This is a genomic window from Burkholderia sp. BCC0322 (genome assembly GCF_902833045.1).
Classification (GTDB): Bacteria; Pseudomonadota; Gammaproteobacteria; order Burkholderiales; family Burkholderiaceae; genus Burkholderia.
In genome coordinates this window covers 302559-324360 of sequence record NZ_CADFDU010000006.1, presented here as the reverse complement: position 1 = coordinate 324360, position 21802 = coordinate 302559, and the positions used below count along the sequence as shown (strand labels likewise).

General features: G+C 62.0%; 27 protein-coding genes and 1 pseudogene. 18 read left to right on the top strand and 10 right to left on the bottom strand.

Features of this window, described 5'->3' with window-relative positions:
• The first annotated feature begins 31 nt into the window (after positions 1 to 31).
• On the top strand, positions 32 to 2176 hold the full coding sequence (locus tag HWX39_RS19780; RefSeq protein ID WP_175969613.1) for a hypothetical protein: 2145 nt from the start codon (positions 32 to 34) through the stop codon (positions 2174 to 2176).
• Positions 2177 to 2416: 240 nt separating this feature from the next.
• On the opposite strand, the gene HWX39_RS19775 is transcribed toward HWX39_RS19780, so the two are convergent.
• Positions 2417 to 3550 carry an acyltransferase gene (locus HWX39_RS19775; RefSeq protein WP_175969612.1) on the bottom strand — a complete coding sequence of 378 codons (1134 nt, stop codon included), beginning with the start codon at positions 3548 to 3550 and terminating at the stop codon, positions 2417 to 2419.
• A 198-nt stretch (positions 3551 to 3748) separates the two neighbouring features.
• Here HWX39_RS19775 and HWX39_RS19770 point away from each other — a divergent pair, with 198 nt between their 5' ends.
• The 8 genes from HWX39_RS19770 to HWX39_RS19735 all read left to right on the top strand — a co-directional run bounded on the left by HWX39_RS19770 (position 3749) and on the right by HWX39_RS19735 (position 8064).
• Positions 3749 to 4012 (top strand): hypothetical protein, encoded by a 264-nt coding sequence (locus tag HWX39_RS19770; protein WP_175969611.1) that lies wholly within the window; start codon positions 3749 to 3751, stop codon positions 4010 to 4012.
• The gene (locus HWX39_RS19765) at positions 4009 to 4458 is read left to right on the top strand and encodes a lysozyme (protein ID WP_175969610.1); all 450 of its coding nucleotides are present in this window, start codon (positions 4009 to 4011) and stop codon (positions 4456 to 4458) included. Before HWX39_RS19770 ends, HWX39_RS19765 begins: the two co-directional genes overlap by 4 nt.
• Positions 4459 to 4518: 60 nt before the next feature.
• Complete coding sequence (locus tag HWX39_RS19760; RefSeq protein ID WP_175969609.1) at positions 4519 to 5082, top strand: hypothetical protein; 564 nt, start codon at positions 4519 to 4521, stop codon at positions 5080 to 5082.
• Positions 5083 to 5292 (top strand): hypothetical protein, encoded by a 210-nt coding sequence (locus HWX39_RS19755; protein WP_175969608.1) that lies wholly within the window; start codon positions 5083 to 5085, stop codon positions 5290 to 5292. It abuts the gene before it with no gap.
• A gap of 4 nt (positions 5293 to 5296) precedes the next feature.
• The gene (locus HWX39_RS19750; protein ID WP_175969607.1) at positions 5297 to 5701 is read left to right on the top strand and encodes a hypothetical protein; all 405 of its coding nucleotides are present in this window, start codon (positions 5297 to 5299) and stop codon (positions 5699 to 5701) included.
• A complete protein-coding gene (locus HWX39_RS19745; protein WP_175969606.1) occupies positions 5698 to 5973 on the top strand; it encodes a hypothetical protein in 276 nt (91 codons plus the stop codon). Before HWX39_RS19750 ends, HWX39_RS19745 begins: the two co-directional genes overlap by 4 nt.
• A 134-nt stretch (positions 5974 to 6107) precedes the next feature.
• Positions 6108 to 7142 (top strand): folate-binding protein YgfZ, encoded by a 1035-nt coding sequence (locus tag HWX39_RS19740; RefSeq protein WP_175969605.1) that lies wholly within the window; start codon positions 6108 to 6110, stop codon positions 7140 to 7142.
• Positions 7143 to 7218: 76 nt separating this feature from the next.
• Complete coding sequence (locus tag HWX39_RS19735) at positions 7219 to 8064, top strand: NRDE family protein (RefSeq protein ID WP_175969604.1); 846 nt, start codon at positions 7219 to 7221, stop codon at positions 8062 to 8064.
• 20 nt (positions 8065 to 8084) lie between these two features.
• On the opposite strand, the gene HWX39_RS19730 is transcribed toward HWX39_RS19735, so the two are convergent.
• The 5 genes and pseudogenes from HWX39_RS19730 to HWX39_RS19710 form a co-directional block, all read right to left on the bottom strand.
• Positions 8085 to 8525, bottom strand: a complete 441-nt coding sequence (locus HWX39_RS19730; protein WP_175955898.1) for a GNAT family N-acetyltransferase — start codon at positions 8523 to 8525, stop codon at positions 8085 to 8087.
• A 41-nt stretch (positions 8526 to 8566) separates the two neighbouring features.
• Entirely contained in the window at positions 8567 to 9526 is a 960-nt protein-coding gene (locus tag HWX39_RS19725) for an alpha/beta hydrolase (RefSeq protein ID WP_175969603.1), read from the bottom strand.
• A 169-nt stretch (positions 9527 to 9695) separates the two neighbouring features.
• Positions 9696 to 10175 (bottom strand): PaaI family thioesterase, encoded by a 480-nt coding sequence (locus HWX39_RS19720; protein ID WP_011352338.1) that lies wholly within the window; start codon positions 10173 to 10175, stop codon positions 9696 to 9698.
• On the bottom strand, positions 10172 to 10486 hold the full coding sequence (locus HWX39_RS19715; RefSeq protein WP_119337996.1) for a Dabb family protein: 315 nt from the start codon (positions 10484 to 10486) through the stop codon (positions 10172 to 10174). The genes HWX39_RS19720 and HWX39_RS19715 overlap by 4 nt, the downstream gene beginning before the upstream one ends.
• Positions 10487 to 10715: 229 nt before the next feature.
• A pseudogene (locus HWX39_RS19710) lies at positions 10716 to 10871 on the bottom strand (IS256 family transposase); the annotation flags it as partial.
• 646 nt (positions 10872 to 11517) lie between these two features.
• Here HWX39_RS19710 and HWX39_RS19705 point away from each other — a divergent pair.
• On the top strand, positions 11518 to 11835 hold the full coding sequence (locus HWX39_RS19705; RefSeq protein ID WP_175969750.1) for a hypothetical protein: 318 nt from the start codon (positions 11518 to 11520) through the stop codon (positions 11833 to 11835).
• 85 nt (positions 11836 to 11920) lie between these two features.
• Here HWX39_RS19705 and HWX39_RS19700 read toward each other — a convergent pair whose 3' ends face one another.
• Entirely contained in the window at positions 11921 to 12319 is a 399-nt protein-coding gene (locus HWX39_RS19700) for a hypothetical protein (RefSeq protein ID WP_175969602.1), read from the bottom strand.
• Here HWX39_RS19700 and HWX39_RS19695 point away from each other — a divergent pair.
• The 7 genes from HWX39_RS19695 (at position 12318) to HWX39_RS36330 (ending at position 15310) form a co-directional block, all read left to right on the top strand.
• Entirely contained in the window at positions 12318 to 12521 is a 204-nt protein-coding gene (locus tag HWX39_RS19695) for a cold-shock protein (protein WP_175969601.1), read from the top strand. The genes HWX39_RS19700 and HWX39_RS19695 overlap by 2 nt on opposite strands.
• Positions 12522 to 12988: 467 nt before the next feature.
• The gene (gene infA, locus HWX39_RS19690; protein ID WP_175969749.1) at positions 12989 to 13294 is read left to right on the top strand and encodes a translation initiation factor IF-1; all 306 of its coding nucleotides are present in this window, start codon (positions 12989 to 12991) and stop codon (positions 13292 to 13294) included.
• Positions 13295 to 13594: 300 nt separating this feature from the next.
• Complete coding sequence (locus HWX39_RS19685) at positions 13595 to 13879, top strand: hypothetical protein (protein ID WP_175969600.1); 285 nt, start codon at positions 13595 to 13597, stop codon at positions 13877 to 13879.
• Between the two features lie 47 nt (positions 13880 to 13926).
• Positions 13927 to 14136: a hypothetical protein gene (locus HWX39_RS19680; RefSeq protein WP_175969599.1), complete on the top strand. Its 210-nt coding sequence runs from the start codon at positions 13927 to 13929 to the stop codon at positions 14134 to 14136.
• A gap of 33 nt (positions 14137 to 14169) precedes the next feature.
• A complete protein-coding gene (gene rpsU / locus HWX39_RS19675; RefSeq protein ID WP_175969598.1) occupies positions 14170 to 14382 on the top strand; it encodes a 30S ribosomal protein S21 in 213 nt (70 codons plus the stop codon).
• A gap of 9 nt (positions 14383 to 14391) precedes the next feature.
• Positions 14392 to 14592, top strand: coding sequence for a hypothetical protein (locus HWX39_RS19670; protein WP_175969597.1), 201 nt, complete (start codon positions 14392 to 14394; stop codon positions 14590 to 14592).
• A 502-nt stretch (positions 14593 to 15094) separates the two neighbouring features.
• On the top strand, positions 15095 to 15310 hold the full coding sequence (locus tag HWX39_RS36330) for a hypothetical protein (RefSeq protein ID WP_244135054.1): 216 nt from the start codon (positions 15095 to 15097) through the stop codon (positions 15308 to 15310).
• Positions 15311 to 16560: 1250 nt separating this feature from the next.
• Here HWX39_RS36330 and HWX39_RS19660 read toward each other — a convergent pair.
• On the bottom strand, positions 16561 to 17091 hold the full coding sequence (locus tag HWX39_RS19660; protein ID WP_175969595.1) for an isochorismatase family protein: 531 nt from the start codon (positions 17089 to 17091) through the stop codon (positions 16561 to 16563).
• Between the two features lie 242 nt (positions 17092 to 17333).
• A complete protein-coding gene (locus HWX39_RS19655) occupies positions 17334 to 17498 on the bottom strand; it encodes a hypothetical protein (protein ID WP_175969594.1) in 165 nt (54 codons plus the stop codon).
• 415 nt (positions 17499 to 17913) lie between these two features.
• Here HWX39_RS19655 and HWX39_RS19650 point away from each other — a divergent pair, with 415 nt between their 5' ends.
• Positions 17914 to 20058 carry a hypothetical protein gene (locus HWX39_RS19650; RefSeq protein ID WP_175969593.1) on the top strand — a complete coding sequence of 715 codons (2145 nt, stop codon included), beginning with the start codon at positions 17914 to 17916 and terminating at the stop codon, positions 20056 to 20058.
• 163 nt (positions 20059 to 20221) lie between these two features.
• Here the strand turns inward: HWX39_RS19650 and HWX39_RS19645 are convergent, their stop codons facing one another.
• The gene (locus HWX39_RS19645; RefSeq protein WP_175969592.1) at positions 20222 to 21622 is read right to left on the bottom strand and encodes a sensor domain-containing diguanylate cyclase; all 1401 of its coding nucleotides are present in this window, start codon (positions 21620 to 21622) and stop codon (positions 20222 to 20224) included.
• Between the last annotated feature and the right edge of the window lie 180 nt (positions 21623 to 21802).

The window sequence follows — 21802 nt, the reverse complement described above, 5'->3', positions numbered from 1 at the left end:
CTTCGGCGGGGTTTTTGTTTTTGGAGTTTCAATGGATCGACAGATCGTCTACGCAGGTCAAATCCCGCTCGAAACTGACCTTCTCAACACGAACCGAAACACATACACGGCCCTCGGCATGCTCATTCAAGACATGCTTGGCACGAACACGGTTTTCTCTGGGCTCGCATGCGTTCCGACATCGCCCGCGGGAATGACGGTCAACGTGAACCCTGGGCGCGTCTACTCGCTTCAACAACGCGATCCGACAGCGTATTCATCGCTCGGTCAGGACACGACCAATCAGATCATGAAGCAAGGGATCTTGATGGCCGCGACGAACTTCTCGTGCCCTGCGCCCGCAACGTCCGGCTACTCGGTCAACTATCTGATTTCGGCATCGTTCCTTGAGCAGGATACGAACGCTGTCGTTCTGCCGTATTACAACTCGACAAATCCGCAGCAAGCGTTCAGCGGGCCACCCGTAAACGGCCAGTCGAGCGGAACCGCGCAGAACACCACGCGGCAAGACACGATCCAGCTCACGCTTACGCCGGGTGTAGCGGCTGCGACCGGCTCGCAGCAAACGCCCGCGACACCGACCGGCCAAATCCCGCTGTGGGTCGTCACCGTCGCCTATGGACAATCTACGATCACTGCATCGAGCATCAATGCGGTAGCTGGATCGCCGTTCGCGCCGACTGGCGGGTATTTCCAAGCTGTCGGGGAACGTTATAGCTCGATCATCAACGCATCGGCGAGCCAAACGCTCACTACCGCTGCGCTCGGCGCGCTCATCAACGTCACGTCGACCGGGACGACGCAGACGCTCCCGCCTGCATCGAGTTGTCCGAACGGAACGAGTATCACGGTCGTGTACATGCAATCGTCCGGATCGGCAATTGTCGCGCGGAACGGCACCGATACGCTATCGTTCGGCCAGGGAAGCAGCTCAAACAGCATCACGCTTTCTCCCGGCGAGGAAGTGCAGTTCGTTTCGAACGGGTCGAATGGGTGGGTCAGTGCGGGGCAAACGCTATCAACAGGCGTTACTGCTACGCAGTTTGACAATTCGCAGAAACAGGCAACTACCGCGTTCGTTCAGCGCGCGCTCGGTAACTTTTCCGGCTTCACCGCGCTGAATGCGAATACGACACTCACCGCGTTTTATGCCGGTCAGCTCATTCAATGGTACGGCGCATCAGGAGGAGCAATCACCCTTCCGACTGGCGCGTCAATGCCTTCTGGAGGGACGATTTCGATCGTCAACTTTGGCTCCGGGCCTATCACTGTCAACACTCAGGGCTCCGATTTCATTTGGTCCGCGGGCAACGTGCAGCCCGTGACGCTGCAGATCGGCGACTCTCTGCTTTTAGTGTGTCGCGGCAGTACGGAATGGGATGTGGCGGGCGGCACCGCAGCAATTCAATTTTCGCAGACTCGCGGAGTTACGGCTGCGCAGTTCGACAGCAGTACCCGTCTTGCGACCACGGCGTTCGTGCAGCGGGCGCTCGGCAATTTCCAGAATTTCTACAGCTACCAGACTTCGCAGACGCTCATCGGCGCACAATCTGGCGCAGTGATCAATTTCTGGGGTACGTCGGCAGCGACGTTCACACTCCCTGCCGCATCCGCAATGCCGACGTGCGGGGCACTGTATTTCATCAATAGTGGTTCGGCAGCTTTGACGGTGTCGCGGGCCGGCACCGACGCCATCGTCGGGAGCGGCGGAAACACGAGCGTGGTTCTGAATCCTGGCGATTCGCTTCGGCTGGTGACGACCAATGGGGCAAACCAGTGGATCGTGATCGGGGGGAGCGCTCAACTTCAGTTCAACCCGGTTAGTGTTGGTGCGGCCACGCAAAGCCAACACGCGGTGCAGCGCTCTCAATCGATCGGGAATGGCGCGACCACGCTGTCGACGCCAACTCGGGTTGTCGGGACGACCTATACGAATTCGACGGGGCGCCCGCTGTTCATCATGCTTAGCGTCGGCTCGGGGAACGGCAACGGATCGACCGGATCTGGTTTTGGTTTAAGCATCAATGGAACTGTAGTTGCCTCGTTGTTCGGCCCGATCACAAGCGGGATTTCCGTCAGCGGAACGATCTCGGCAGTCGTGCCCGTTGGCGCTACATACGTACTTAACAACACCGGCCTCGGCGTTGGTTTCGTCGGAAGCTGGACGGAATATTGAGGATGTCCATGCAAAACTTCATAGACAGCAAGAAGGGAGCAGTTTATGCATTTGAAGACAACGTACAGGTCGATTGCGAGGCCGGAGTCTACAGTTTTCGAACGGCCGCGGGCGAAGCACTTGACGTTCCGGGGACGCTTCAGCCGTATGTAGTTCCTGCGCCATCTGCAATCCAGGTAGCCGCCAACGAAGCTGGCGCCGCATGGCAGGCATGGCAAGCATCCAACTCTGAGTCAGATTTTACGGCTTACTTGCAGACTGTTGACGCACTGACGAAAGCGAAGACGTCGTAACGTCCGGTGAGATAGGGGCCGCCTTGTTGCGCCTTAAAAGTGCCAAACAGGGGCTCTCTACGAGATGCCACGACAGCGCGGCCAATACGAGTGCGGCGGGGATGGCAATCAGAAGGCTCTGATAGTTCGTTATGGAAGGGAGCAATGTTTGCACGCATTGCTGAACGAAGAACCCATATATGTAAACTCCGTATGAGTAGTCATGCTTCTGATTAAGTTTCCTCAGGACTGGTGTTGATCCGACCCAGAGAATCCCATAAGTAAAAGCGGAGTAGTAAATGGCTGTCGCCACGTGTGAATGACGGAGCACGACAAATGAAATAACGAGCGCGAGCGCCATGCGTCCATCGATGATGATTTTGTCACGGAATACATATGCGGTCATTCCGATTAGAAAGAATGCGACCGGGTAGCCGTTATATGAGCCCTGTAGCATGAAAACGTCATAAAAAAAAGACGTTTCAGCCGGGGGGTGTCGAATCATATAGAAAAACGATATTGCACATACGACGATCGATATGATCGCCTTCCTTTTCGTTGAGAGCATTCCGAACGTCCCGAGAAGCAGCACAAGCGCGTAGCACTTGATTTCGATCGGGAGTGTCCACAGTGCAATGTTGACGAATGGCGTATGGTTATGCTCAAAAAGGCCCGGCAAAAAAGGGGGGGTCCCAAAGAACACTCCTGCGACAGTAAGTGGCCATGTGTAGGTCGTCGGATTTGAGAAATAGCCTGTCAAAGTGTCTGACGACATCAGCGGCCCTATCACAAACGCGGTGACGACGGCGCACGCTACCAGACCCGGCCAGATCCTGAGCGATCGAGCCAACAGGAACCGAGCCGGCCTGGGATTCTGATCGAAGCTGCGCGTGATGAATATCCCACTGACAAGGAAGAATGCATAAACGGCCAAAGAGCTGCAAAGCTCCTGTCCGGTGAATGTTTGTATTGGATCCCAATTTCCTGGCGTCTTCTGAACCATGTAGGAATGTCCGAACATCACCAGGATGGCGGCGAAAAGCCGAACAAGATCGAAATTATTGCGCCCGCGTCCGAGGGCGTCGTTGAGTTTTGGCTTCATTCGCGATAAGTGCGGTAGTCAAGCGGCGCCACTCGGTGGCCCTTGATCCCTTCTAGGAAGTCTTTGCGCATCGAAATTTATATGTGGTTTGCAGAATTCTACCGCAGCGCCAAGTGCCTCTGTTGCCAATCGTAACCTCGCCGCATCGCGACAAATACATCCGGCCGCCTCGTGCGGCCTATTCATTTTCGGAACTCAATGGAACAAAACTTGACGGGCCTCGTTGCGCTCGCTCTCCCGGCCGCGGGCGGCGTCCTATGGTGGCTGCTGCGCGGCGCTCACGCCAAAGCGGATGCCATCGCCAAGGAACTGGCTGATTTCCGACTGCATGTCGCGGAAAGCTACGTGACATCGAACACGCTGCAAAAAGCACTCGACGGGCTTACCGACACATTCAAGGCGGTATTCGCAAAGCTCGATCGCATCGAAGACAAGCTCGACGGCAAGGCGGACAAGCAATGAATCTCGATCTGATGAGAAAGGAACTGCGCCGCGACGAAGCGGTGCGCTATACGCGCTACCTCGATCCGGAGGGCGTCCCGACGACGGGAGTAGGCCACAACCTGCTCGCATCTCCGCTGCCGCCCGGCTGGACGTACCCGCTGAACGATACGCAGGTCGACAGCCTGCTCGATCACGACCTTACGGTGACGTTCGCCGCGCTCGATCTTCATCTGCCGTGGTGGCGCAACCTCGATGAGGTGCGCCAGCGCGTCATCGCGAACATGTGTTTCAACATGGGGATAGGGCGCCTTCTCGGCTTCAAGAACACGCTTGCAGCCGTTCGGCGCGGCGCGTATGCCGTGGCCGCGGCCGGCATGAAGGCGTCCAAGTGGTATTCGCAAGTTGGCAAGCGCGCCGTGCGCCTGTGTCTCGCGATGGAAACCGGCGTGATGCCTGCCGCCTAATCTCCCCTCCTGTAAATCCTCACCTTCAAAGCCCGCCATCGAGCGGGCTTTTTTTCGTCTATGGAAATTGCACAAGAGCACGAGCACCGCGACACGATCACCGAAGACGTGTTCTATCCCGCGCACCCGCCGCGCAGCGAGTCGCCGACGTTCCGCGCCACGAAACGCGCAGGGCATGCGGCGAAGCTGCCGTGCGCCATCAGCGGGCAGGCGATCGGCACCGAGTATCACCACGTTTTTTGTGAATGGGCGTTCACGAGCGCCGTCGACTGGCTGACGGTGAAAGGCGTGGCGACCGGCGAAATCACCCGTCTGCCGGTTCTCGACCTCGAAACCGATCAGCCGACCGGGGAAACGTTCGACGCCCGTCAATCGCTTCTCTGGATCGTCGTCACGCTCGCGTCGGCCCGCGGATTCGACTGGCAGGCATTCGACCCGGCCAAGCCGGAAACCTTCATCGACGGCATGGCGAACATGCTCGTCCTGCACTCGAAATTCCACCGCGCGAAGGGCCACGGAATTCACGCCGAAACGTTGCCGGTCTGGATCTTCCAGGCGTTCCCGCGCGTGCCCGGCTTCGTATATTCCGCCGACGAACTGCGATCGGCTCACCAAGGGACGTAAATGCTGAAAAAACTGCTGCAACTCGTGACCGGCGACGACAACGTAACGCTCGAACCGGCTTACGCGTGGGCCGCCGCCGCTTTCGTCGTCGGGCTCGGGCTCGAAATCTACTGCACTGTCACTGGAAAACCGTTTGACCTTACCCAATACGGGCTCGGTTGCGGTGCGCTGCTCACGGGCCTCGGGCTCGGAAAGAAATTCGGGAGCTAACACCATGCTCGAAAGCACCATCGCGCGCGCTCTCGCGCTTATGGCTACCGTCGCCGCCCTGCTCGGCGTCGGGGCCTATCTGGCATCACGCCACTACGAGCCGATCGTCGCCGGGCTCGATCAGAAACTGGGCGCGGCGAACCAAGTCATCGCGGACGACAAACAGGCCTATGGCGTGCTGGCCACGCAGGCGAAGACGCAAAACGACGCGATCCTAGGATTGCAACGCGCCGCCGAGGCGCGCGCCGCGTCGGCCGCCGCGGCCGTGGCCGCCGCTGAATCTGTCGCCACCAAATCCCAGGCGCGCGCAAACGTCCTGCTCGCCAGCAAGCCCGCGCCCGGCGTCAATCTCTGCGACGCCGCCCGAGCACTCGTCGACGAGCAGATCAAACAGGAGCGCACGCAATGAAACGAATCCTCATATGCGCGGCTCTCGCGGCCCTCTCTGGCTGCGGAGTCGCCCCGGCCACTCAGGCCCCTGAGCCGGTCGTCACGACCGTATACAAGCCCGTTCCGGTGCCCTGCGATGCACCGGTCGTCGAGAAACCAAGTTTCGCTTTCGACTCGCTGGCGCTCGGCGCCGACATTTACACGCAGACTGCTACACTGTTGGCAGACCGAGCGCAACGGGGCGGCTATGAGACGAAGCTCGAAGCCGCAAACGCTGCGTGTCGGAAGTGAGTGTGCCGTTACGGTGCCAAGCCTGCCAGGCACACACATTAACCGCATGATTATGTGGGGCTTTTTTATTTTCTAAGACCCATATAATACTTGCTCGCCTCCGTCAAAGTCAGGGTTGACTGTTCCCTCATTCCATGAGCACACCGTTCGCTTCACCGGCAGTCCAGGCCGCACCCGCCTCGCTCCCCGTTTTCCCCCGCCCGTCCGCCGCCGATTTCGACGCGCCGGGCGCCTGCATGCCGCTGCCGCAGTTCGGCGTGATCGACGTGGCCGGCGATGATGCCGCGACGTTCCTGCACGGCCAGCTCACCAACGACATCGAACATCTCGACGCCGCGAGCGCGCGGCTGTCCGGCTACTGCTCGCCGAAGGGGCGCCTCCTCGGCTCGTTCCTCACGTGGCGCGCCGGCCACGGCGTGCGCCTGCTGGTGTCCAAGGACGTGCAGCCCGCCGTGCAGAAGCGGTTGTCGATGTTCGTGCTGCGCGCCAAAGCGAAGCTGACCGATGCGAGCGACGCGCTCGCGGTGGTCGGTTTCGCGGGCGACGTGCGCGACGCGCTGTCGGGCATCTTCGACGCGCTGCCGGACGGCGTGCACGTGAAGGTCGACGGCCCCGCCGGCACGCTGATCCGCGTGCCCGATGCGGCCGGCCGCAAGCGCTATCTGTGGATCGGCCCGCGCGCGGAAGTCGACGCGCGCATCGCCGCGCTCGGCGGCACGCTGCCGGTCGTGTCGCCCGCCGTCTGGGACTGGCTCGACATCCGCGCGGGCGAACCGCGCATCACGCAGCCTGCCGTCGAACAGTTCGTGCCGCAGATGGTCAACTTCGACGTGATCGGCGCCGTTAACTTTCGCAAAGGGTGCTACCCGGGCCAGGAAATCGTCGCGCGCAGCCAGTACCGCGGCACGATCAAGCGCCGCACCGCGCTCGCGCACCTCGCCGGCGAGACCGATACCGTGCATGCCGGCGTCGAGCTGTTCCACAGCGACGATCCCGGCCAGCCGTGCGGGATGATCGTCAACGCGGCGGCCGCGCCCGCGGGTGGCGTCGACGCGCTCGTCGAGATCAAGCTCGCCGCGCTCGACAACGGCACGGTGCACCTCGGTTCGGCCGACGGCCCGGTGCTTGCGTTCGATACGCTGCCGTACGCGTGGCCGACGGAAGCGTGATGCACCGACAACCCATTCGGGCGCCGGCTCGCGAGTCGCAGCCGGCGCCCGATGTTTTCTGCGAGAGATTCGCCCGATGTGTCTGATTGCCTTCGACTGGCAGCCCGATGCCGCCGCCGGTCCCGTCTTTACCCTCACCGCCAATCGCGACGAGTTCTTTCGTCGGACGAGCGCGCCGCTCTCGTGGTGGGAAGATGTACCGGGCGTGCTTGCCGGCCGCGATCTCGAAGCGGGCGGCACGTGGCTCGGCGTATCGCGCGACGGCCGGTTCGCCGCGCTGACGAACTACCGCGCCCCGTTCGACATTCGCGCCGGCGCGCCGACCCGCGGCAAGCTCGTGTCCGATTTCCTCGGCGGGCCGTCCGTCGCGCCGCTCGACTACCTCGGGCAGCTCGCCGGGCATGCGGCCGTCTACAACGGCTTCAACCTGCTCGTCGGCGACTGGCGGCGGCGTGAACTCGCGTGGTTCTGCAATCGCGCGCCCGAGGGCGAAAGCGGTGTCGCCGCGCCCGTCGCGATCGCACCCGGCGTGCATGCGCTGTCGAATGCGCGGCTCGATACGCCCTGGCCGAAAGTGGTGCGCAAGCGCGCGGAACTCGGCACGCTGCTCACCGACAATCCAACCCCGACGCTCGACGAGCTGATCGCGCTGATGCGCGACCCGCATGTCGCCGACGACGACGCACTCCCGCACACGGGTATTCCGATCGAGCGCGAGCGTGCGCTGTCGGCCGCGTTCATCGAGACCCCCGAATACGGGACGCGCGGCACGACCGCGCTGCGCGTCACGATGAAGGAAGGCGTGCGGCTGACGGTCGAGATCAAGGAACGCTGCGACGACGACGGCTCGCACCGTACCGTCCGCCCGGGCACGTTCGAGCGCGCATTCACGTTCGACCTCGACGCGACACAGCCGCGCTGAGCGCGCGAACCGGCGCCGTGCTACGGCGCGCGCGCCATCTCGACGTGCGGCACGCCGGCTTCGACGAACGGTTCACCGACCGCCGCGAAGCCGTGCCGCAAGTAGAACGACACGGCCGAATCCTGCGCGTAGAGCCGCACGACGATTTCGCCGCGCCGCCGCGCCGCCTCCAGCAATGCGTCGAGCACGGCTGACCCGACGCCCTGCCCGCGTGCGTCGGCCAGCACCGCGACGCGCCCGATCGTGCCGGACGGCAGCAGCCGCCCCGTCGCGACCGCGCGGCGTATACCGGTCGCCGCATCGACCCGGTACGCCACCGCATGGAGCGACAGCGGATCGTCTTCGTCGAGCTCCCATTCCGGCGGAATCTGCTGCTCGCGCACGAACACCGCGTCGCGAATCCGCGCGGCGTCGCCGCCCAGTACCGTCCAGTCGCCGGTTTCCACCACGCCGTCCGTCATCGCAGCTCCCATGCGGCGCGTACGCCGCTCAACCATCGCCATCAAACGTCGTCGAATGCAGCCTTCAGCGCCGCGACCGCATCGGCATGCGCGGCCCGTACCTCGGGCACGTAGCCGGCCATCTTGAAGAATTCGTGGATCATCCCCGGATAGCAAACCAGCGTGACCACGTTGCCCACCGCGCGCAACTTGTCCGCATATGCGGCGCCTTCGTCGCTCAGCGGATCGTATTCGGCCGTCGCGATCCACGCCGGCGCGACGCCCGAAAACGACGGCGCATCGCGCATGCCGTCGAGCGGCGCGAAACGCCAGTCGTCGCGGTCCGCCCGATCGCGCACGTATTGCGTGAAGAACCACTGGATCGTGTCCTGCGTCAGCAAGTATCCGCTCGCGAGCCGTGCATGCGATTCGGTGTCCTGGTAGCCCGTCACGCCCGGATAGATCAGCATCTGCAGCGCCAGGCGAATGCCTGCGTCGCGTGCGAGCACCGCGCATACGGTCGCGAGCGTGCCGCCCGCGCTGTCGCCGCCGACGGCCAAACGGTCGGCGTCGATTCCGAACGTGGCGGCCTCGCGATGCAACCATTGCAACGCGTCGTCGGCGTCGTTCACCGCGGTCGGGAACCGGTGTTCCGGCGCGAGCCGGTAGCCGACCGACAGCACCGCGCATTGCGCATCGTGCGCGAACATCCGGCACAGCGCGTCGTGCGTATCGACGCTGCCGACCGTGAAGCCGCCGCCATGGTAGTAGACGAGCGCGGGCAGCGGCTCCGCGAGGCTCGGTGCGACCGGCAAGTACAGCCGTGCACCGATCGTGCGGCCGTCGCGCGTCGGCACGACGCATTCCTCGACCGAATGCATCGGCGCCGGTGCGACGTCGAGAATCGGCGCGCTTTTCTCGTACGCGGCGCGCGCCTGCTGCGGCGTCTGATGGTGATAGGACGGACGTTTCGCACGCTCGATCATGTCGAGCACCTGGGCGATCTTCGGATTCAGCGGCATCGGTTAGGACGGCGCATGCGGGGCACCGTGAACGAACAAGTGTGCATGATGCCATGCGCGCGCCGGGCAAGCGTTACGCGCCGTGCGTATCGAAATTCCGGTGCACCAGGACGCGTCGCAAAACAAAACGGCCCTGCCCGTGAAGCGGCAGGGCCGTGCGTCCGGGCGCTTACGCGTCGCTCGGGCCGGGCTGGGCGTCAGGCGCCGTGCGCGAGCGTTGCCGCTTGATGTCGCGGCCCACCGCGAGCCGCCGCATGTACTTGAACGTGCCGAGCGCCTTCGCAACGAAATTGCCGTCGCTGTCGCGCACTTCGCCCTCGCAGTAGGCCATCGTCGTCGAGCGATGCATCACGCGCCCGTAAGCGCGCAACTCGCCGCGACCCGGCTGCATGAAGTTCACCTTCATCTCGACCGTCACGACGCCAACACCGTCGTCGGTCAGGCTGCGTGCAGCCATCGCGAGCGCGATGTCCGCGAGCGTCATCGTCACGCCGCCGTGCGCGATGCTCCACGTGTTCATGTGCCGCTCTTCGAGCGGCAGCACGAGCTCACTCGCACCGTCCTTCGCGGACACGAGCTGCACACCGAGCAGGTCGACGAACGGGCTTTCGATCGACGGGCCGTCCGTCGGGGTTGCCGCGTCGCTCATCGTGCGGTGTCGACGATGTAGTCGACGCACTCGCGCGATTCGGCCACCGCGACGACGAATTTCTTCACTTCCTGGTGAACCGGGTGCACCTGGTACGCATCGAGCGCGGCCTTGTCCGCGAAATCGGATACGAGCACGATGTCGGCGGTCGCATCGAGGCCCGGCGTCGCCACGCCGACGTCGATCTGCAGCGTGCCTGGCACGAGGTCGCGGCAGCCTTCGAGCTTTTCCTTCAGCTTCAGCGCGTTCTGTGCACGCGTCGCGCCCTCGGCCGATTCTTTCAACTTCCACATGACAATATGTCTGATCACTTTGTTCGCTCCTGTTCGTGATGGTTCGGCAATTTGCCCAAAACCCTTGCCGGTTGGGCACCTTACGCCCTTCTACCGTTCGCTCACGTTCGCCGAAAATCGCGTCCGGCCGAAAAATAGGGGGATAAAGGGGGGTATCATTTCGACCATCCAAAGACGATACCTCTTTTTCACCATGCCACTTGCCGGCATCAAGATCCGACAAACATAGGCAGGCAACAAGCCTACCAAACTGGTTCATGGCTGTCTTCCAGTCGTGAGCGGCACGCCCCCAGTCAGCCGTGATGTTGCGCAGTGCCAGCCAGATCAGTTTCGTTGCCGCATGGTCGGTCGGGAAGCGGCCTCGGGTCTTGATCATCTTGCTTAGCTCATGCTGGACGGTTTGGCGCTGGCTGGCGCGTAGTCGGGATGGTGACTCATCTCGCATTCAACGATGCGTGTTCTTCGTCGCAACCGAAATTAAACAGTTGCCTGACCGGCGATGCGCGTATGATGGTTTCGTCCGGGCTCCATTTGTGGATTAACGGCCCTCCCTCCCCTGCAGTCCGTGTCGCGCCCTACTTGCGCACCACATTCCCCCCTCACCACACCCGCCGCGCGGCAGCGACACAGCTGGGAGTCGGCTCCTGCGCCCCTGAGTGAACCCCGGTGTTCTGGCGGGGCAGCAAGTCAAGATGCAAATCGTCAACAACAGGCGGCAAACATGAGCTGGTACTGCGAAGTGGAGCGCGAGTTGGTCCACATCAGGCGAGCGATCGGACTCCTTGAGCAAGCAGAACATGCCTTCATCGACAGATCGCCTGTCAGCAATCCATCGTATTGGACAGTCAAGCTCAACAGACTCCGCAGGCAATCTCAGCGAAACAAGGTCCTCGAACTCCAAGTAGATGAGCTTTTGGGACGCCTCGAACAAATCCACAATTCGCGCAGTTGCAAATAGCAACCTGTTCCGTCAGCCTCATCATTTTCCTGGGCTCGTCCAATCCGGGAGGCAGTTCAAGCAAGTCGAATTCAACCTTCAGGGCAACATCATGATTGACGCCAAACCAAGCAACACGTTTCGACACCTTCCACTCTCGCCAGAGCAAGACGCGGAAATCCGGCACCATATAAAGAAGAAGGAACAAAGGGGCGAGCAATGGGACACCCCTGAACTGGCGATGATGCTCGGAGACATGCTCTCCCCTCCACCCAGCGACGATGCGGAGCCAGAGCCTACGGTTGAAGAAACGAAACTGGCTTGCGAGTATGCATTGGCATCGATCGACGAAGCCATGGAATCTGTTTCCGCAAGCGAGGAACGACTCGCCGCGGTGGAAGCCGAGGAAATGAAGCACCCACGACGATAGCGTTTTGCCAGCGTCAACGTGCCGTGTCCGCGAATTGACGATCACCGGTGCCCGCCATCGCGATTCGCCACCCGGAACGACGGGATCAATGATCACCTTGCAGCTGTGTCACCAGGCGGTCTGTTTCGAGAACGAGACGACGTGATCCACACTCGTTTCGGAACGTTGCCGCGTGAACGCGCCTGTCAGCGCTTTCACGCATCGTCCAGTCGTTCGCAAAAGCCATGACGCCCAGTGTCGCTACCTGAAAATTCATTCGCAATTCGAAGAATTGATCAACGTCGGTCGGTGCACGACGCCTGGCCAAAAGCGCTTGACACATTTCTTGACGACGCGTACTGTCGGTCGCTGAAGTATTCAAGAAGCGCGATTGCTGCTCATCATCGACCGCTACCTGCGGTATTCGTTGTCCTCTCCCTCCTTGATTTCTTTTCCTCGTCCATTCGAGGCGCATGTGCTCGTCCATTTTCAGGAGATCTGCCATGGATACCGGTACCGTCAAGTGGTTCAACGACAACAAGGGCTTCGGCTTCATCACCCCCGACAGCGGCGGCGACGATCTGTTCGCTCACTTCTCGGAAATTCGCAGCGACGGCTTCAAGACCCTCGCGGAAGGTCAGAAAGTCAGCTACGAGACAAAGAATGGCCCCAAGGGTCTGCAAGCATCGAACATTACCCCGCTGTAATCGCGCGACGCCATCCGTCCTGCTCACGAAGCGACACCTCACTGCCGCTTCAATTGCTGCACCCTCCGTCGTAGATGCAACGCGACTCGACGCAGACCAGGCCCGACCATCCGTCTCCCATCCGGCTGTCGACCAAGTGCGTAGTCGATACGCAAATATCGCTCGTAGCGCGCGTGTTCAGCCGCACGAGTGCGATCGGGCGCCATGCCCACCGCCTCCCCGCAAGCCGCACATCAGGAGAATCCGCATGACCCGAAGTCAGCCTCGCAGTAACAAGGCCCCTCCGCGTGCCAAGCAGGCCATGATCCTGCCCAAGCTGGGCACCGCATTGAACTGGGTGCCGCCGAAGCCTCCCTCTGGCACGAACTCGCGCCCGAAGAGGCGCCCTCTCGCGCCGCAATAGCGGATTGAGCCGGTTGTAACAGCGAACTTGCCTTCGAGTGAAGGTCGTCGCTCTGACGAGAGACATTGGCGCGACAAAGGAAGAACGCCTGGAACCGGACGGCGTTGTCGATGAAGTCCTCTCGGAGAGCAGATTCCGCGTGACACTGGAAAACGGCGCGACCGTCGCCGCGCACGCATCGGAACGCATGCGCAGGCACCGCATCGGGATCCTCGCAGGGGCTCGCGTAAGGCCGGCGTTGTCCGCCTACGACCGGACCAACGACCGCATCGATTTCCGGCACGGAGACGACCGGGCGCCGGCCGCTTCGACGACAAAGAGATTCGTTCGACGCTCGCCTGATCACGGGTGTCATCGAGTGGACACGTGACGATGTCACCCCCTGCCACTCGCAAGCCGATACCGCACGCCTGTCGCACCGCATGCCGACACGTTCTTGTTCGTACCCAAAATAAATCATACGTGCGTCAAACGATGCGCGTATGATGGGTTCATCAGGGAGATCATCAGTCCTCTGATCTTTCGCCCCTCCATCCGCCCTCTTGCTGCATCGCCCCTCCTTCGCGCTGCAACGTAGTCCCCTTCACCAACCAGCCCGCTCCGCAACAGGGACACCGGCTGGATGTGTTCGCCCATGCGACTCGTCGTGGCCGAACGCCAGGAGTTTGTCATGAGCATGCACGTCTATCGTGGATTCGAGATTTACCCATTGATTTACCCGCACGTGCCGGCGCCGAATGGCAGCCCGCATAACTACGATGCCGGGTTCGACGCGGCCGTCAAGATTTGCCTTCGCGGGACCACCGATACGCTGACACAAAGCCAGACTTTCAGATTGCGCGACACCTCGCCATTTGACAGCGCCGGCGACGCCCGTCGTGCCTCGGTGCGCTTTGCCGAGAACATCATCGACGACAATCGCGAAAAACAGGGTTTCTTTTCCAGCGCACGCTGAAGCGACTCGCCAGCGCAACACAATTTCCCGGTCGTTTGGAGGGCGAAATGATCATCGACGAACTACTCGGCTTGATCAGACGAAATGAGGTCACCCGGATCGACACCGTCGTGCCCTCCAGAATCGCCGATTCAGCGATGTGCCATCAACATGAGCTGCAAATGTTCGTGGCTATACGTGCACTATCGATCGGGGCCGGATATTCGGAATTCGAATCCGACGAGATAGCCAGCGCCGTCATGACACGACTCGGCTAGCTGTACGCTCGAATCTTTCAAAACAGGATCTACATGACGACAATTATTCTGAAGCTCAACGAACCGATCGATGTCGCGCTGCGGCGATTCCGGCGTGGCATCGAGAAAACCGGGTTGATTCGCGAGTTGCGCAGCCGCACCGGCTATGAAAAGCCCACGACGGAACGCAAGCGCAAAAAGGCCAGCGCCGTTGCCAGGCAGCGCTTGCGTGCGAAACGCATGTTGCCGCCCCGGAAAATGTACTAGGAGGGCATCGTGTACAACATGCCGACCGAGGCGCCTCCGTTTTTCCCGCTGACTAAATGCGAAGTCGATTTCAATCAGCAGAAAGACATGGTGACCCTGTTACCTAGCTTCTATGCATTCGGGTGCGAGTACACCAGCCGGGGTTTTCTGATCGGTCGGGACGACGCATTCAAATTGATTGCCGCAATTGAGAAGGCGCTCAGTATCTGAGGATGGGCTCACGCCGACGCGTTCACAAACATTGAAAGCCAGAAGACCAACCATGCGCGTCGCAACCAGGTATGTGGATCTGCTCTGTTTCCTTGTTGCGCTGCAACTCGTCACCCAAAGGAAAACTCGTCAGTGGCTGTCGCCCCATCAGCTAGTTGAATCATTGCAGGCATGGCTAATCGTCCATCGAGCGAAATGCGAGTGGCGCGATCGCGTCTGGATAGGCCATGCTGCTCTTCAGATAGCGAAGTCCGTCCACCCGGTGGATAGCTCCACGCCTCCTGAACAGCGTCCTGGTGTGGCACATGACTCGACAACCCACCCGCAAGGTGCGCCCGCAAATCGGTTAGGTATACGACTAAAGTGCATCCAGTACCTTCGGGAGCGTGTCTGACAGCAACCGCCCTGTGATGGGGCGAGCGCTCGAGCAACAGCCGCAAGCTAACGAGGAGAAAGCGTCAGTCGTTGACTCGATCACCGAAATACAGAATTTGGAGGAAAAATGCTCTTCAATTCAACACGATTCCGGATCGATTCGACACCGCGCAGAGCGGATGTTCAGTATGTCGCGCACGTGCGGATTACCACGATACTGATGAATGGCACGGAGCAAGAAGTACACAATAGCAGCGATCTGGCTGCCTTCTACAGTCGTGACGATGCAGTTGCGTACGCAAACAAATGGGCAGAGGAATGGCTAACGTCACAGTATGGTTGACGAGCGATGTCGATCGCTCGAACGCGACGAACATAGCTGACGGAACCATTCTTCCACATTGAAAAACCTATGCGGATGGCTACGTTGGAAGGAGTCTGACTTGCTAACCAGATCTCGGGGAATGGCAACACCGACGATGATAGTCGACCGACGTTGCGTACCTCACTACGTTGTGCTCCTGGACGGCTGGCGACCTTATGTATTGAATGTGGACCGCATCGTTATCCGACGAGAAGCGAGTCGGTTGTTGCTTGCCTTTGCACGGACCCATGGCAAACTTGAGCACATCGACGGTGACGAATGGAACACGTTTTCCGACACACAAAATCTTTCAGCGCCTGAGCGTCGCGAGGCGCGGTTCTATGTACTCGTAATGGGGACCGAGACCCAGCATCAGTTGCGGTTGCTAGCCAATCTCTAAAGTTTCCGTCCCGAGCGGAGTGAACCGCCCCGAGATTTGTGAAGGCTCCAACTGTCGAGAGAGGTAGCCGTCGAACGAAGGCCATCTTGACGCTCAGAGCTTGATGCGCTGAAGGCCGGTCTGAATGCGGTCGTGGTCGTTTGCGGGGGGATCAAATCGCCCGCCTGCCAGTCGAACATGTGTTCATGCACGGGGCGCGTGAAGTCGGCGATCACCTCGACGAATTCATCGTATCCGTAAGCCCCCTCGACATCTTCGGGAGGGCACGCGTTGGCGCCACCGAGGTCCAAGGGATACGGGCAGGTCTCTGCCGGCAGGACCTTTTCAACCTTGATCTTGTGCCTCCAGTCGTCGCCGAAGTCATGGAGGTATGCAGTGCCGCGGCACCGTCCGGGCATTGCCCGAGCCTCGCCCGGGCTTCGTAGATCACCGGCTCACGGAAACCGAACTCCGGATCGGGGATGCCGTAGCGCTCCCCCGCAATCTCGAACGCATGCAGGTGACTGTCGGCCCAGCCCGGAGCGGCCTGGATCAATGTGTCTAATCGCTTCGTTCGCTCCCGTTCGCATTGATCCGCCATTCCGGCTGAAACCCTAGCCGGTCACGCATGTTCCGCCGCCCCGCCATTCACTCGCGTGCCGGACCGCGCGGCCATGCGCTGAAAGGCTGGGCTCGAAACGGGCATCATTTCATACCAGCGGCAACGATGCCCGATGTTCTCCGTGTCGCCCGCCGACGCGAGGATCCCGCCCGCGACCGCCGGCAGCAAGCCGGCCCAACCTGCCGGCTCCGGGAGCGCTGTTTCCGTCAGCGCGCGGGGCGCCGCGACTCATTTGATCAGGCGCAGCACATCGCGAAAATGGGGATGCCGGCTGGATCCCAGCCACTCGAACCCGATCATCTCGACCGTCGCGATTTGCGCCCCCGCCGCCCCGAGCCGAGCGATCCCTGCGTCCCGGTCGATCGTCTTGCGCGACCCCACTGCATCGCTGACCACCGTGACGTTGCGGCCGCTGCGCAACAGCCCGAACGCCGTTTGCAACACGCACACATGCGCCTCGCAACCGGCGACGATGACGCTATTGCGCCCGGCCGGCAATGCATCGACCAGTCCCTCGGCGCACGCGTCGAAATGGTCCTTGACGACCGTGCTCGAGCACAGCTCCTTGATGTCCGACACGTTCCGGCCCAGCTGGAGGGGGCTCTGCTCGGTACCCATCACCGGCACGCCGACTATCTGCGCAATACGGGCAAGCCGGACCGCCTGCGTGACGACGGATACCCCTTCGTGGATCACCGGCATCAGCCGCGTCTGAAAATCAACCAATACGACCACTGAATCGTCGGGTACGTGCAGCACGGTGCATGCTCCGGAGTAAACGCGACGTCAACCATCATCGACCATCGATGAAGAGTCGCTCTGTCGCAAAATCGTCAGCCCCGCAAATGACGGATATCGAATCGCATCAATGATCGACTGCGTCAATTCGGTAAACGGAGGCGGGCCCCCAGCCTACCAAACTTACCGACGCGGTTGGCGCGATCGCATGGAATCCGGTTCTCGGGATCACCCGCCGGCCCGGTCGCAGGAACGCCGGTTGCTCACCGCTCCGTATCGCCGAATCCATCGCGTTCCGCGCCTTCCGTTTGCACCGCCCGAGACGTGGCGACAGACGAACCGTCACGATTCAATCCCGGTTCGAAATCAATCGCCAATACGGACATCGATTGCCATTCGATTTTCACCGAACTCGATAATCGGCGCATCTTCACTCCTCATGAATTAGCATATTTTACCGATCCGGCAAGCAATAATTGCGGCCTCATTTTCAGAACACCATTCGAAAACCATAAAATCATTATTGACTTCGACTTTCTCGTAACTTTAGAATCCCCTACGGTGGCTTACGTTTCGTTTTTCACGCCGTGCACGCACCAACGGCGGCACTGCACTCGGACGCCAGCAGAGCTGTCTTTCATGCCTGTCCGAGGCAGCATCTACTATTGTTTTCAATTCTGGAATTAACCGAGAACGGGTTATTTCCCATTCAATTCACCCCAGCAGCACGCCTGGATCAATTCCATAATTTCCAGGAATTCCATAATGCCGGGTGAAGCAGACCGAGCACCTGCTCATTCAATAATTCTCATAAAAATCGCCAGTCATCAGGAGGGACGTGACATGCATCGCTTCGCGAAATCGCTGTGCACGGGATTCGTCTGCGCCGGCCTGCTCGCCGCCTGCAACGACGACGACATCCAGCCGGCCAACCCGCCATCGAACCAGGCCGCGCTGTCGTTCCGCATGGACACCGGTGGCCAGATCAACGCGTTCTACCGGCAGGACAAGGTCGCCGCGCACCTGCTCGCGCGCTCGTCGACGAAGCCGCGCCTGCTCGTGGTCTTCCCCGCCGGCAACAGCGGCACGGGGCTGTGGTTCGACGACACCGCGCAGCCGGTGACCTGGAGCCTCGACACGTCGCCGTCCGCGCTATCGGCACCCGACGCACACGGCCGCCCGCTGTACGGTATCGGCGCCGACGTGTCGGTGGACACCAACACGCTGACGATCCGCCAGGGCGTGCTCAGCAACGTGCGCTTCCTGCGCGATTTCAACGGCGGCGCAACGGTTCCGCAGCAGATCCTCACCGCGCCGACGGTCCAGGGCAGTGCCGCACAATGGCAACGCGACCGGATCGACGGCGCGCCCGGCTATTCGCTGCGCATCACGCTGCGCGACGGCGGCAGCATCGCGCCGGCAGCGGGCGGCAAGCTCGTCCTGAGCGCACCGGCGGGCTCGCGCACGCTGCGGCTGCATGTCGATGCGCTGTCGGGCGAGACGCCGTTGTCGCCGATCACGCGTGCCGACCTGCTCGCGCCGTCCGTCAACCCCGACCCGGTGAGCCAGAACGTGCTCGAGTTCCTGAGCTTCCACGACAAGCTGCTGGCCGGCTCGTGGCAGTACGACACCTACTTCGGTCGCGACACGCTGATCTCGGTGCGCATGCTGATGCCCGTGCTCGAACCCGCGGCGATCGAGGCCGGCCTGTCGTCGGTGCTGAGCCGGCTGGCGACCGACGGCAAGGTCGCGCACGAGGAAGGTATCGGCGAATTCGCGCTCGTCGACAACCAGAAGAACGGGCGGCCGAACGATTCGACGCCAACCTACGACTACAAGATGATCGACAGCGACTACCTGCTCGCGCCGATCGCCGCCGCGTGGCTGATCGACGATACGCGCGGCCAGGCCCGCGCGGCCGCGTATCTCGCACAGCGCGGCAGCGACGGGCAGACCAACGGCAGCCGCCTGGTCGTCAACCTGCTGCACGTCGCGACGACCGCGCAGCCGTTCGCGCAGCAGCCGTCGGTCGCGAACCTGATCCACCTGCGGCCCGGCGAGATCGTCGGCAACTGGCGCGACAGTACCGACGGGCTTGGCGGCGGCGTCTACCCGTACGACGTGAATGCGGTGCTCGTGCCGGCCGCGCTGCGCGCGGCGAACGCATTCCTCACACGCGGCCTGCTCGATCCGTATCTGGATGCCGGACATCGCGCGACGCTCGCCAACACGGCGAACCAGGCGGCCACGTGGGAGACGCAGGCACCTCCGCTGTTCCAGGTCAGCGTGCCGGCCGCACAGGCGGCCACCGACGTGTCGGCCTATGCGCCGTCCACCGGCGTGCCGGCCGGCACCGCACCGGGCGTGCCGCTGGCGTTCTACGCGCTGTCGCTCGATCAGCAGGGCAATCCGATCCCGGTGATGAATTCCGACGGCGGCTTCGCGCTGCTGTTCGGCACGCCGCCGGACGACGAGCTTCAGCGGATCGTCGCCGACGTCACGCGGCCGTTCCCGACCGGGCTCGTGACCGATGCCGGGATGCTGATCGCGAATCCTGCGTATGCAAGCCAGGCGCTGTGGCCGAAGTTCACCAGTTCCGCGTATCACGGCACGGTAATCTGGTCGTGGCAGCAGGCGATGTGGGTGGCCGGGCTCGATCGCCAGCTCGCGCGCCAGGACCTGTCGGCCGCGACACGCACGCTGCTCACGCAGGCGCGGCAGACAATCTGGCAGGTTATCTCGAACGGACGCGACATGCGCACGTCGGAAATGTGGACATGGTCCTACGTGAACGGCAAGTACCAGACCGATGCATTCGGCACGCGCAGCGCGGACGCCACCGAGGCGAACGCGGCGCAGCTCTGGAGTACGACGTATCTCGCGATCCGCGATCCGCAGCAGCGTGCGGGCAAGTACTGGTGGCAGGCGGCGCAGCGGATGCAGGATGCTCAGCCGAAGAAGAGTGCAGCGGCCCTGGCATCGCGGTAACGCAGCGCCGGACGCATGCCGACCGGGCATGCACAAGCCCCGGGGGCGTCACCGCCACCGGGGCTTCGGCAGGCATTGAAGCGATCGACACCGCTTCCGCACGACCGCGTTGCCGAACGTCGCGCGCCCGATCACCCGTGCCCGCGTGCCGCGCAAACCCATGTCACCGCGAAACGACCCGGTTCCGCCCTTCCCGTTTCGCCTGGTACAGGCGTTCGCCGACCACGCGCAGCAACGCATCGACCGTGCTGCCGTCGGCCCCGTATTGCGCGACACCGACGCTGACCGTCACCTGCACGCGCTTGAAATCGAGCCCGAACGGCGAACTCGCGATCGACGAGCGCACGCGCTCGGCGGTCATCCGCGCGCCTTCGAGCGGCATTTCCGGCAGTAGCGCCATGAACTCCTCGCCGCCGACCCGCGCGAGCCCGCCGGCCGGCCGGATCGCATCGAGGCACTGGCGCACGACGCCACGCAGCACCTCGTCGCCGATCTGGTGCCCGTATGCATCGTTGATGTTCTTGAAATTGTCGAGATCGAGCGCGAGCAGGCAGAACGGTGTGCCGTCACGCTCGGCCCGCGCCATCTCGCGCTCGACCTGCGCGATGAACTGCCGGCGGTTCGACGCGCCCGTCATCGGATCGGTCGCGGCGATGTATTCGAGCTTCTGGTTCGTGCGTCGCAGTTCCTGCAGCGCGCTCTCGGTACGCGCCATCGATTCCGACAGCCGGCTCATCAGGTCTTCCTGGCTGTAGATCGCCGAGAACGAGCGCGTCGTCTGCAGCGCCTGCACGACACCGTAGCTGAGCAGGAAGAAACCGCCCGCGAAAATCGCGTGCGCGAGCCACCACATGTGATTCCACGGCTTGCCGAGAATGAACGCGAGCGACGACAGCGCAAACGCCACGATCGACACGCCGTAGATCATCATCAGCGGCGAGCGGATCCGCCGCGCGAGCAGCACGGCGACGTTCAGCAGCGAGAACACGAGCGCGCCGCCTTCCATCGACAGCCGCGTGCCCGGCGCGCCCGCGACCGGCGAATACGCAATGTACGCCACGGCCACGTTGACGATCACGAAGAACACGATCCACGGCAGCCACGTGCGCATGCTCGTGCGCTTCTCGATGCGATCGGGCGGACTCGAATAGGACAGCAGGCCCGTGAGCAGCAGGATCGACATCACGAGCCGCGACGCGGGCCCGTATAGCAGGAACAGCCAGATGTTGTGATGCGCCATCCCGGTGAACGCGCCATGCAGCGCATAGATCATCGCGAAGCCGAGAAAGCCAAGAGTCAGCCAGCGCAGCAGCGGCTCGCCGGACGACCGGTAGCACACCCACGTAACGTAGGTGACGAACGCGCCTTCGAGGGTCGCGGCGGCGATCGCGATTTCATGGAACGCGTGGTTCTCGAACACGACGCGCGGGTCGCTGAAGAACCACAGATAGGCGATCAGATAGGCGGGCAGCAACGCGAATCCGACCAGCAGGCATTTCGCGTAGAGCCTCGCGGCCGCGCTGACGACGCGCGGCGGTTCCCCGGCTGCATAGGTCGTACTCATTCGGTCCCCGGTCGGTCTGCTGCGTTGGTTCTAGCCTTCGCGGCACGGATCGCACGACGCACGATCCGGCCCATCGTGCCGAAAGGCAAATGTCAGAGCAAGTATAGGTGGGGCAATTCGTTTGACAAGTAAGGGGAAACGGCATTGCCGGGCGCATGCCTTTTGCTTCCCGATTGTTTC

What these genes read in the sequence shown, in the direction of transcription:
- HWX39_RS19780 (WP_175969613.1), top strand. Translation starts at nt 32, where the DNA reads ATGGATCGACAGATCGTCTACGCAGGTCAAATCCCGCTCGAAACTGAC.
- HWX39_RS19740 (WP_175969605.1), top strand. Translation starts at nt 6,108, where the DNA reads ATGAGCACACCGTTCGCTTCACCGGCAGTCCAGGCCGCACCCGCCTCG.
- HWX39_RS19730 (WP_175955898.1), bottom strand. Translation starts at nt 8,525, where the DNA reads ATGACGGACGGCGTGGTGGAAACCGGCGACTGGACGGTACTGGGCGGC.
- HWX39_RS19775 (WP_175969612.1), bottom strand. Translation starts at nt 3,550, where the DNA reads ATGAAGCCAAAACTCAACGACGCCCTCGGACGCGGGCGCAATAATTTC.
- HWX39_RS19655 (WP_175969594.1), bottom strand. Translation starts at nt 17,498, where the DNA reads ATGCGCCGATTATCGAGTTCGGTGAAAATCGAATGGCAATCGATGTCC.
- HWX39_RS19700 (WP_175969602.1), bottom strand. Translation starts at nt 12,319, where the DNA reads ATGGCAGATCTCCTGAAAATGGACGAGCACATGCGCCTCGAATGGACG.
- HWX39_RS19745 (WP_175969606.1), top strand. Translation starts at nt 5,698, where the DNA reads ATGAAACGAATCCTCATATGCGCGGCTCTCGCGGCCCTCTCTGGCTGC.
- HWX39_RS19725 (WP_175969603.1), bottom strand. Translation starts at nt 9,526, where the DNA reads ATGCCGCTGAATCCGAAGATCGCCCAGGTGCTCGACATGATCGAGCGT.
- HWX39_RS19770 (WP_175969611.1), top strand. Translation starts at nt 3,749, where the DNA reads ATGGAACAAAACTTGACGGGCCTCGTTGCGCTCGCTCTCCCGGCCGCG.
- HWX39_RS19760 (WP_175969609.1), top strand. Translation starts at nt 4,519, where the DNA reads ATGGAAATTGCACAAGAGCACGAGCACCGCGACACGATCACCGAAGAC.
- HWX39_RS19735 (WP_175969604.1), top strand. Translation starts at nt 7,219, where the DNA reads ATGTGTCTGATTGCCTTCGACTGGCAGCCCGATGCCGCCGCCGGTCCC.
- HWX39_RS19750 (WP_175969607.1), top strand. Translation starts at nt 5,297, where the DNA reads ATGCTCGAAAGCACCATCGCGCGCGCTCTCGCGCTTATGGCTACCGTC.
- rpsU (WP_175969598.1), top strand. Translation starts at nt 14,170, where the DNA reads ATGACGACAATTATTCTGAAGCTCAACGAACCGATCGATGTCGCGCTG.
- HWX39_RS19705 (WP_175969750.1), top strand. Translation starts at nt 11,518, where the DNA reads ATGATTGACGCCAAACCAAGCAACACGTTTCGACACCTTCCACTCTCG.
- HWX39_RS19685 (WP_175969600.1), top strand. Translation starts at nt 13,595, where the DNA reads ATGAGCATGCACGTCTATCGTGGATTCGAGATTTACCCATTGATTTAC.
- HWX39_RS36330 (WP_244135054.1), top strand. Translation starts at nt 15,095, where the DNA reads ATGCTCTTCAATTCAACACGATTCCGGATCGATTCGACACCGCGCAGA.
- HWX39_RS19720 (WP_011352338.1), bottom strand. Translation starts at nt 10,175, where the DNA reads ATGAGCGACGCGGCAACCCCGACGGACGGCCCGTCGATCGAAAGCCCG.
- HWX39_RS19765 (WP_175969610.1), top strand. Translation starts at nt 4,009, where the DNA reads ATGAATCTCGATCTGATGAGAAAGGAACTGCGCCGCGACGAAGCGGTG.
- HWX39_RS19645 (WP_175969592.1), bottom strand. Translation starts at nt 21,622, where the DNA reads ATGAGTACGACCTATGCAGCCGGGGAACCGCCGCGCGTCGTCAGCGCG.
- HWX39_RS19695 (WP_175969601.1), top strand. Translation starts at nt 12,318, where the DNA reads ATGGATACCGGTACCGTCAAGTGGTTCAACGACAACAAGGGCTTCGGC.
- HWX39_RS19650 (WP_175969593.1), top strand. Translation starts at nt 17,914, where the DNA reads ATGCATCGCTTCGCGAAATCGCTGTGCACGGGATTCGTCTGCGCCGGC.
- HWX39_RS19680 (WP_175969599.1), top strand. Translation starts at nt 13,927, where the DNA reads ATGATCATCGACGAACTACTCGGCTTGATCAGACGAAATGAGGTCACC.
- HWX39_RS19755 (WP_175969608.1), top strand. Translation starts at nt 5,083, where the DNA reads ATGCTGAAAAAACTGCTGCAACTCGTGACCGGCGACGACAACGTAACG.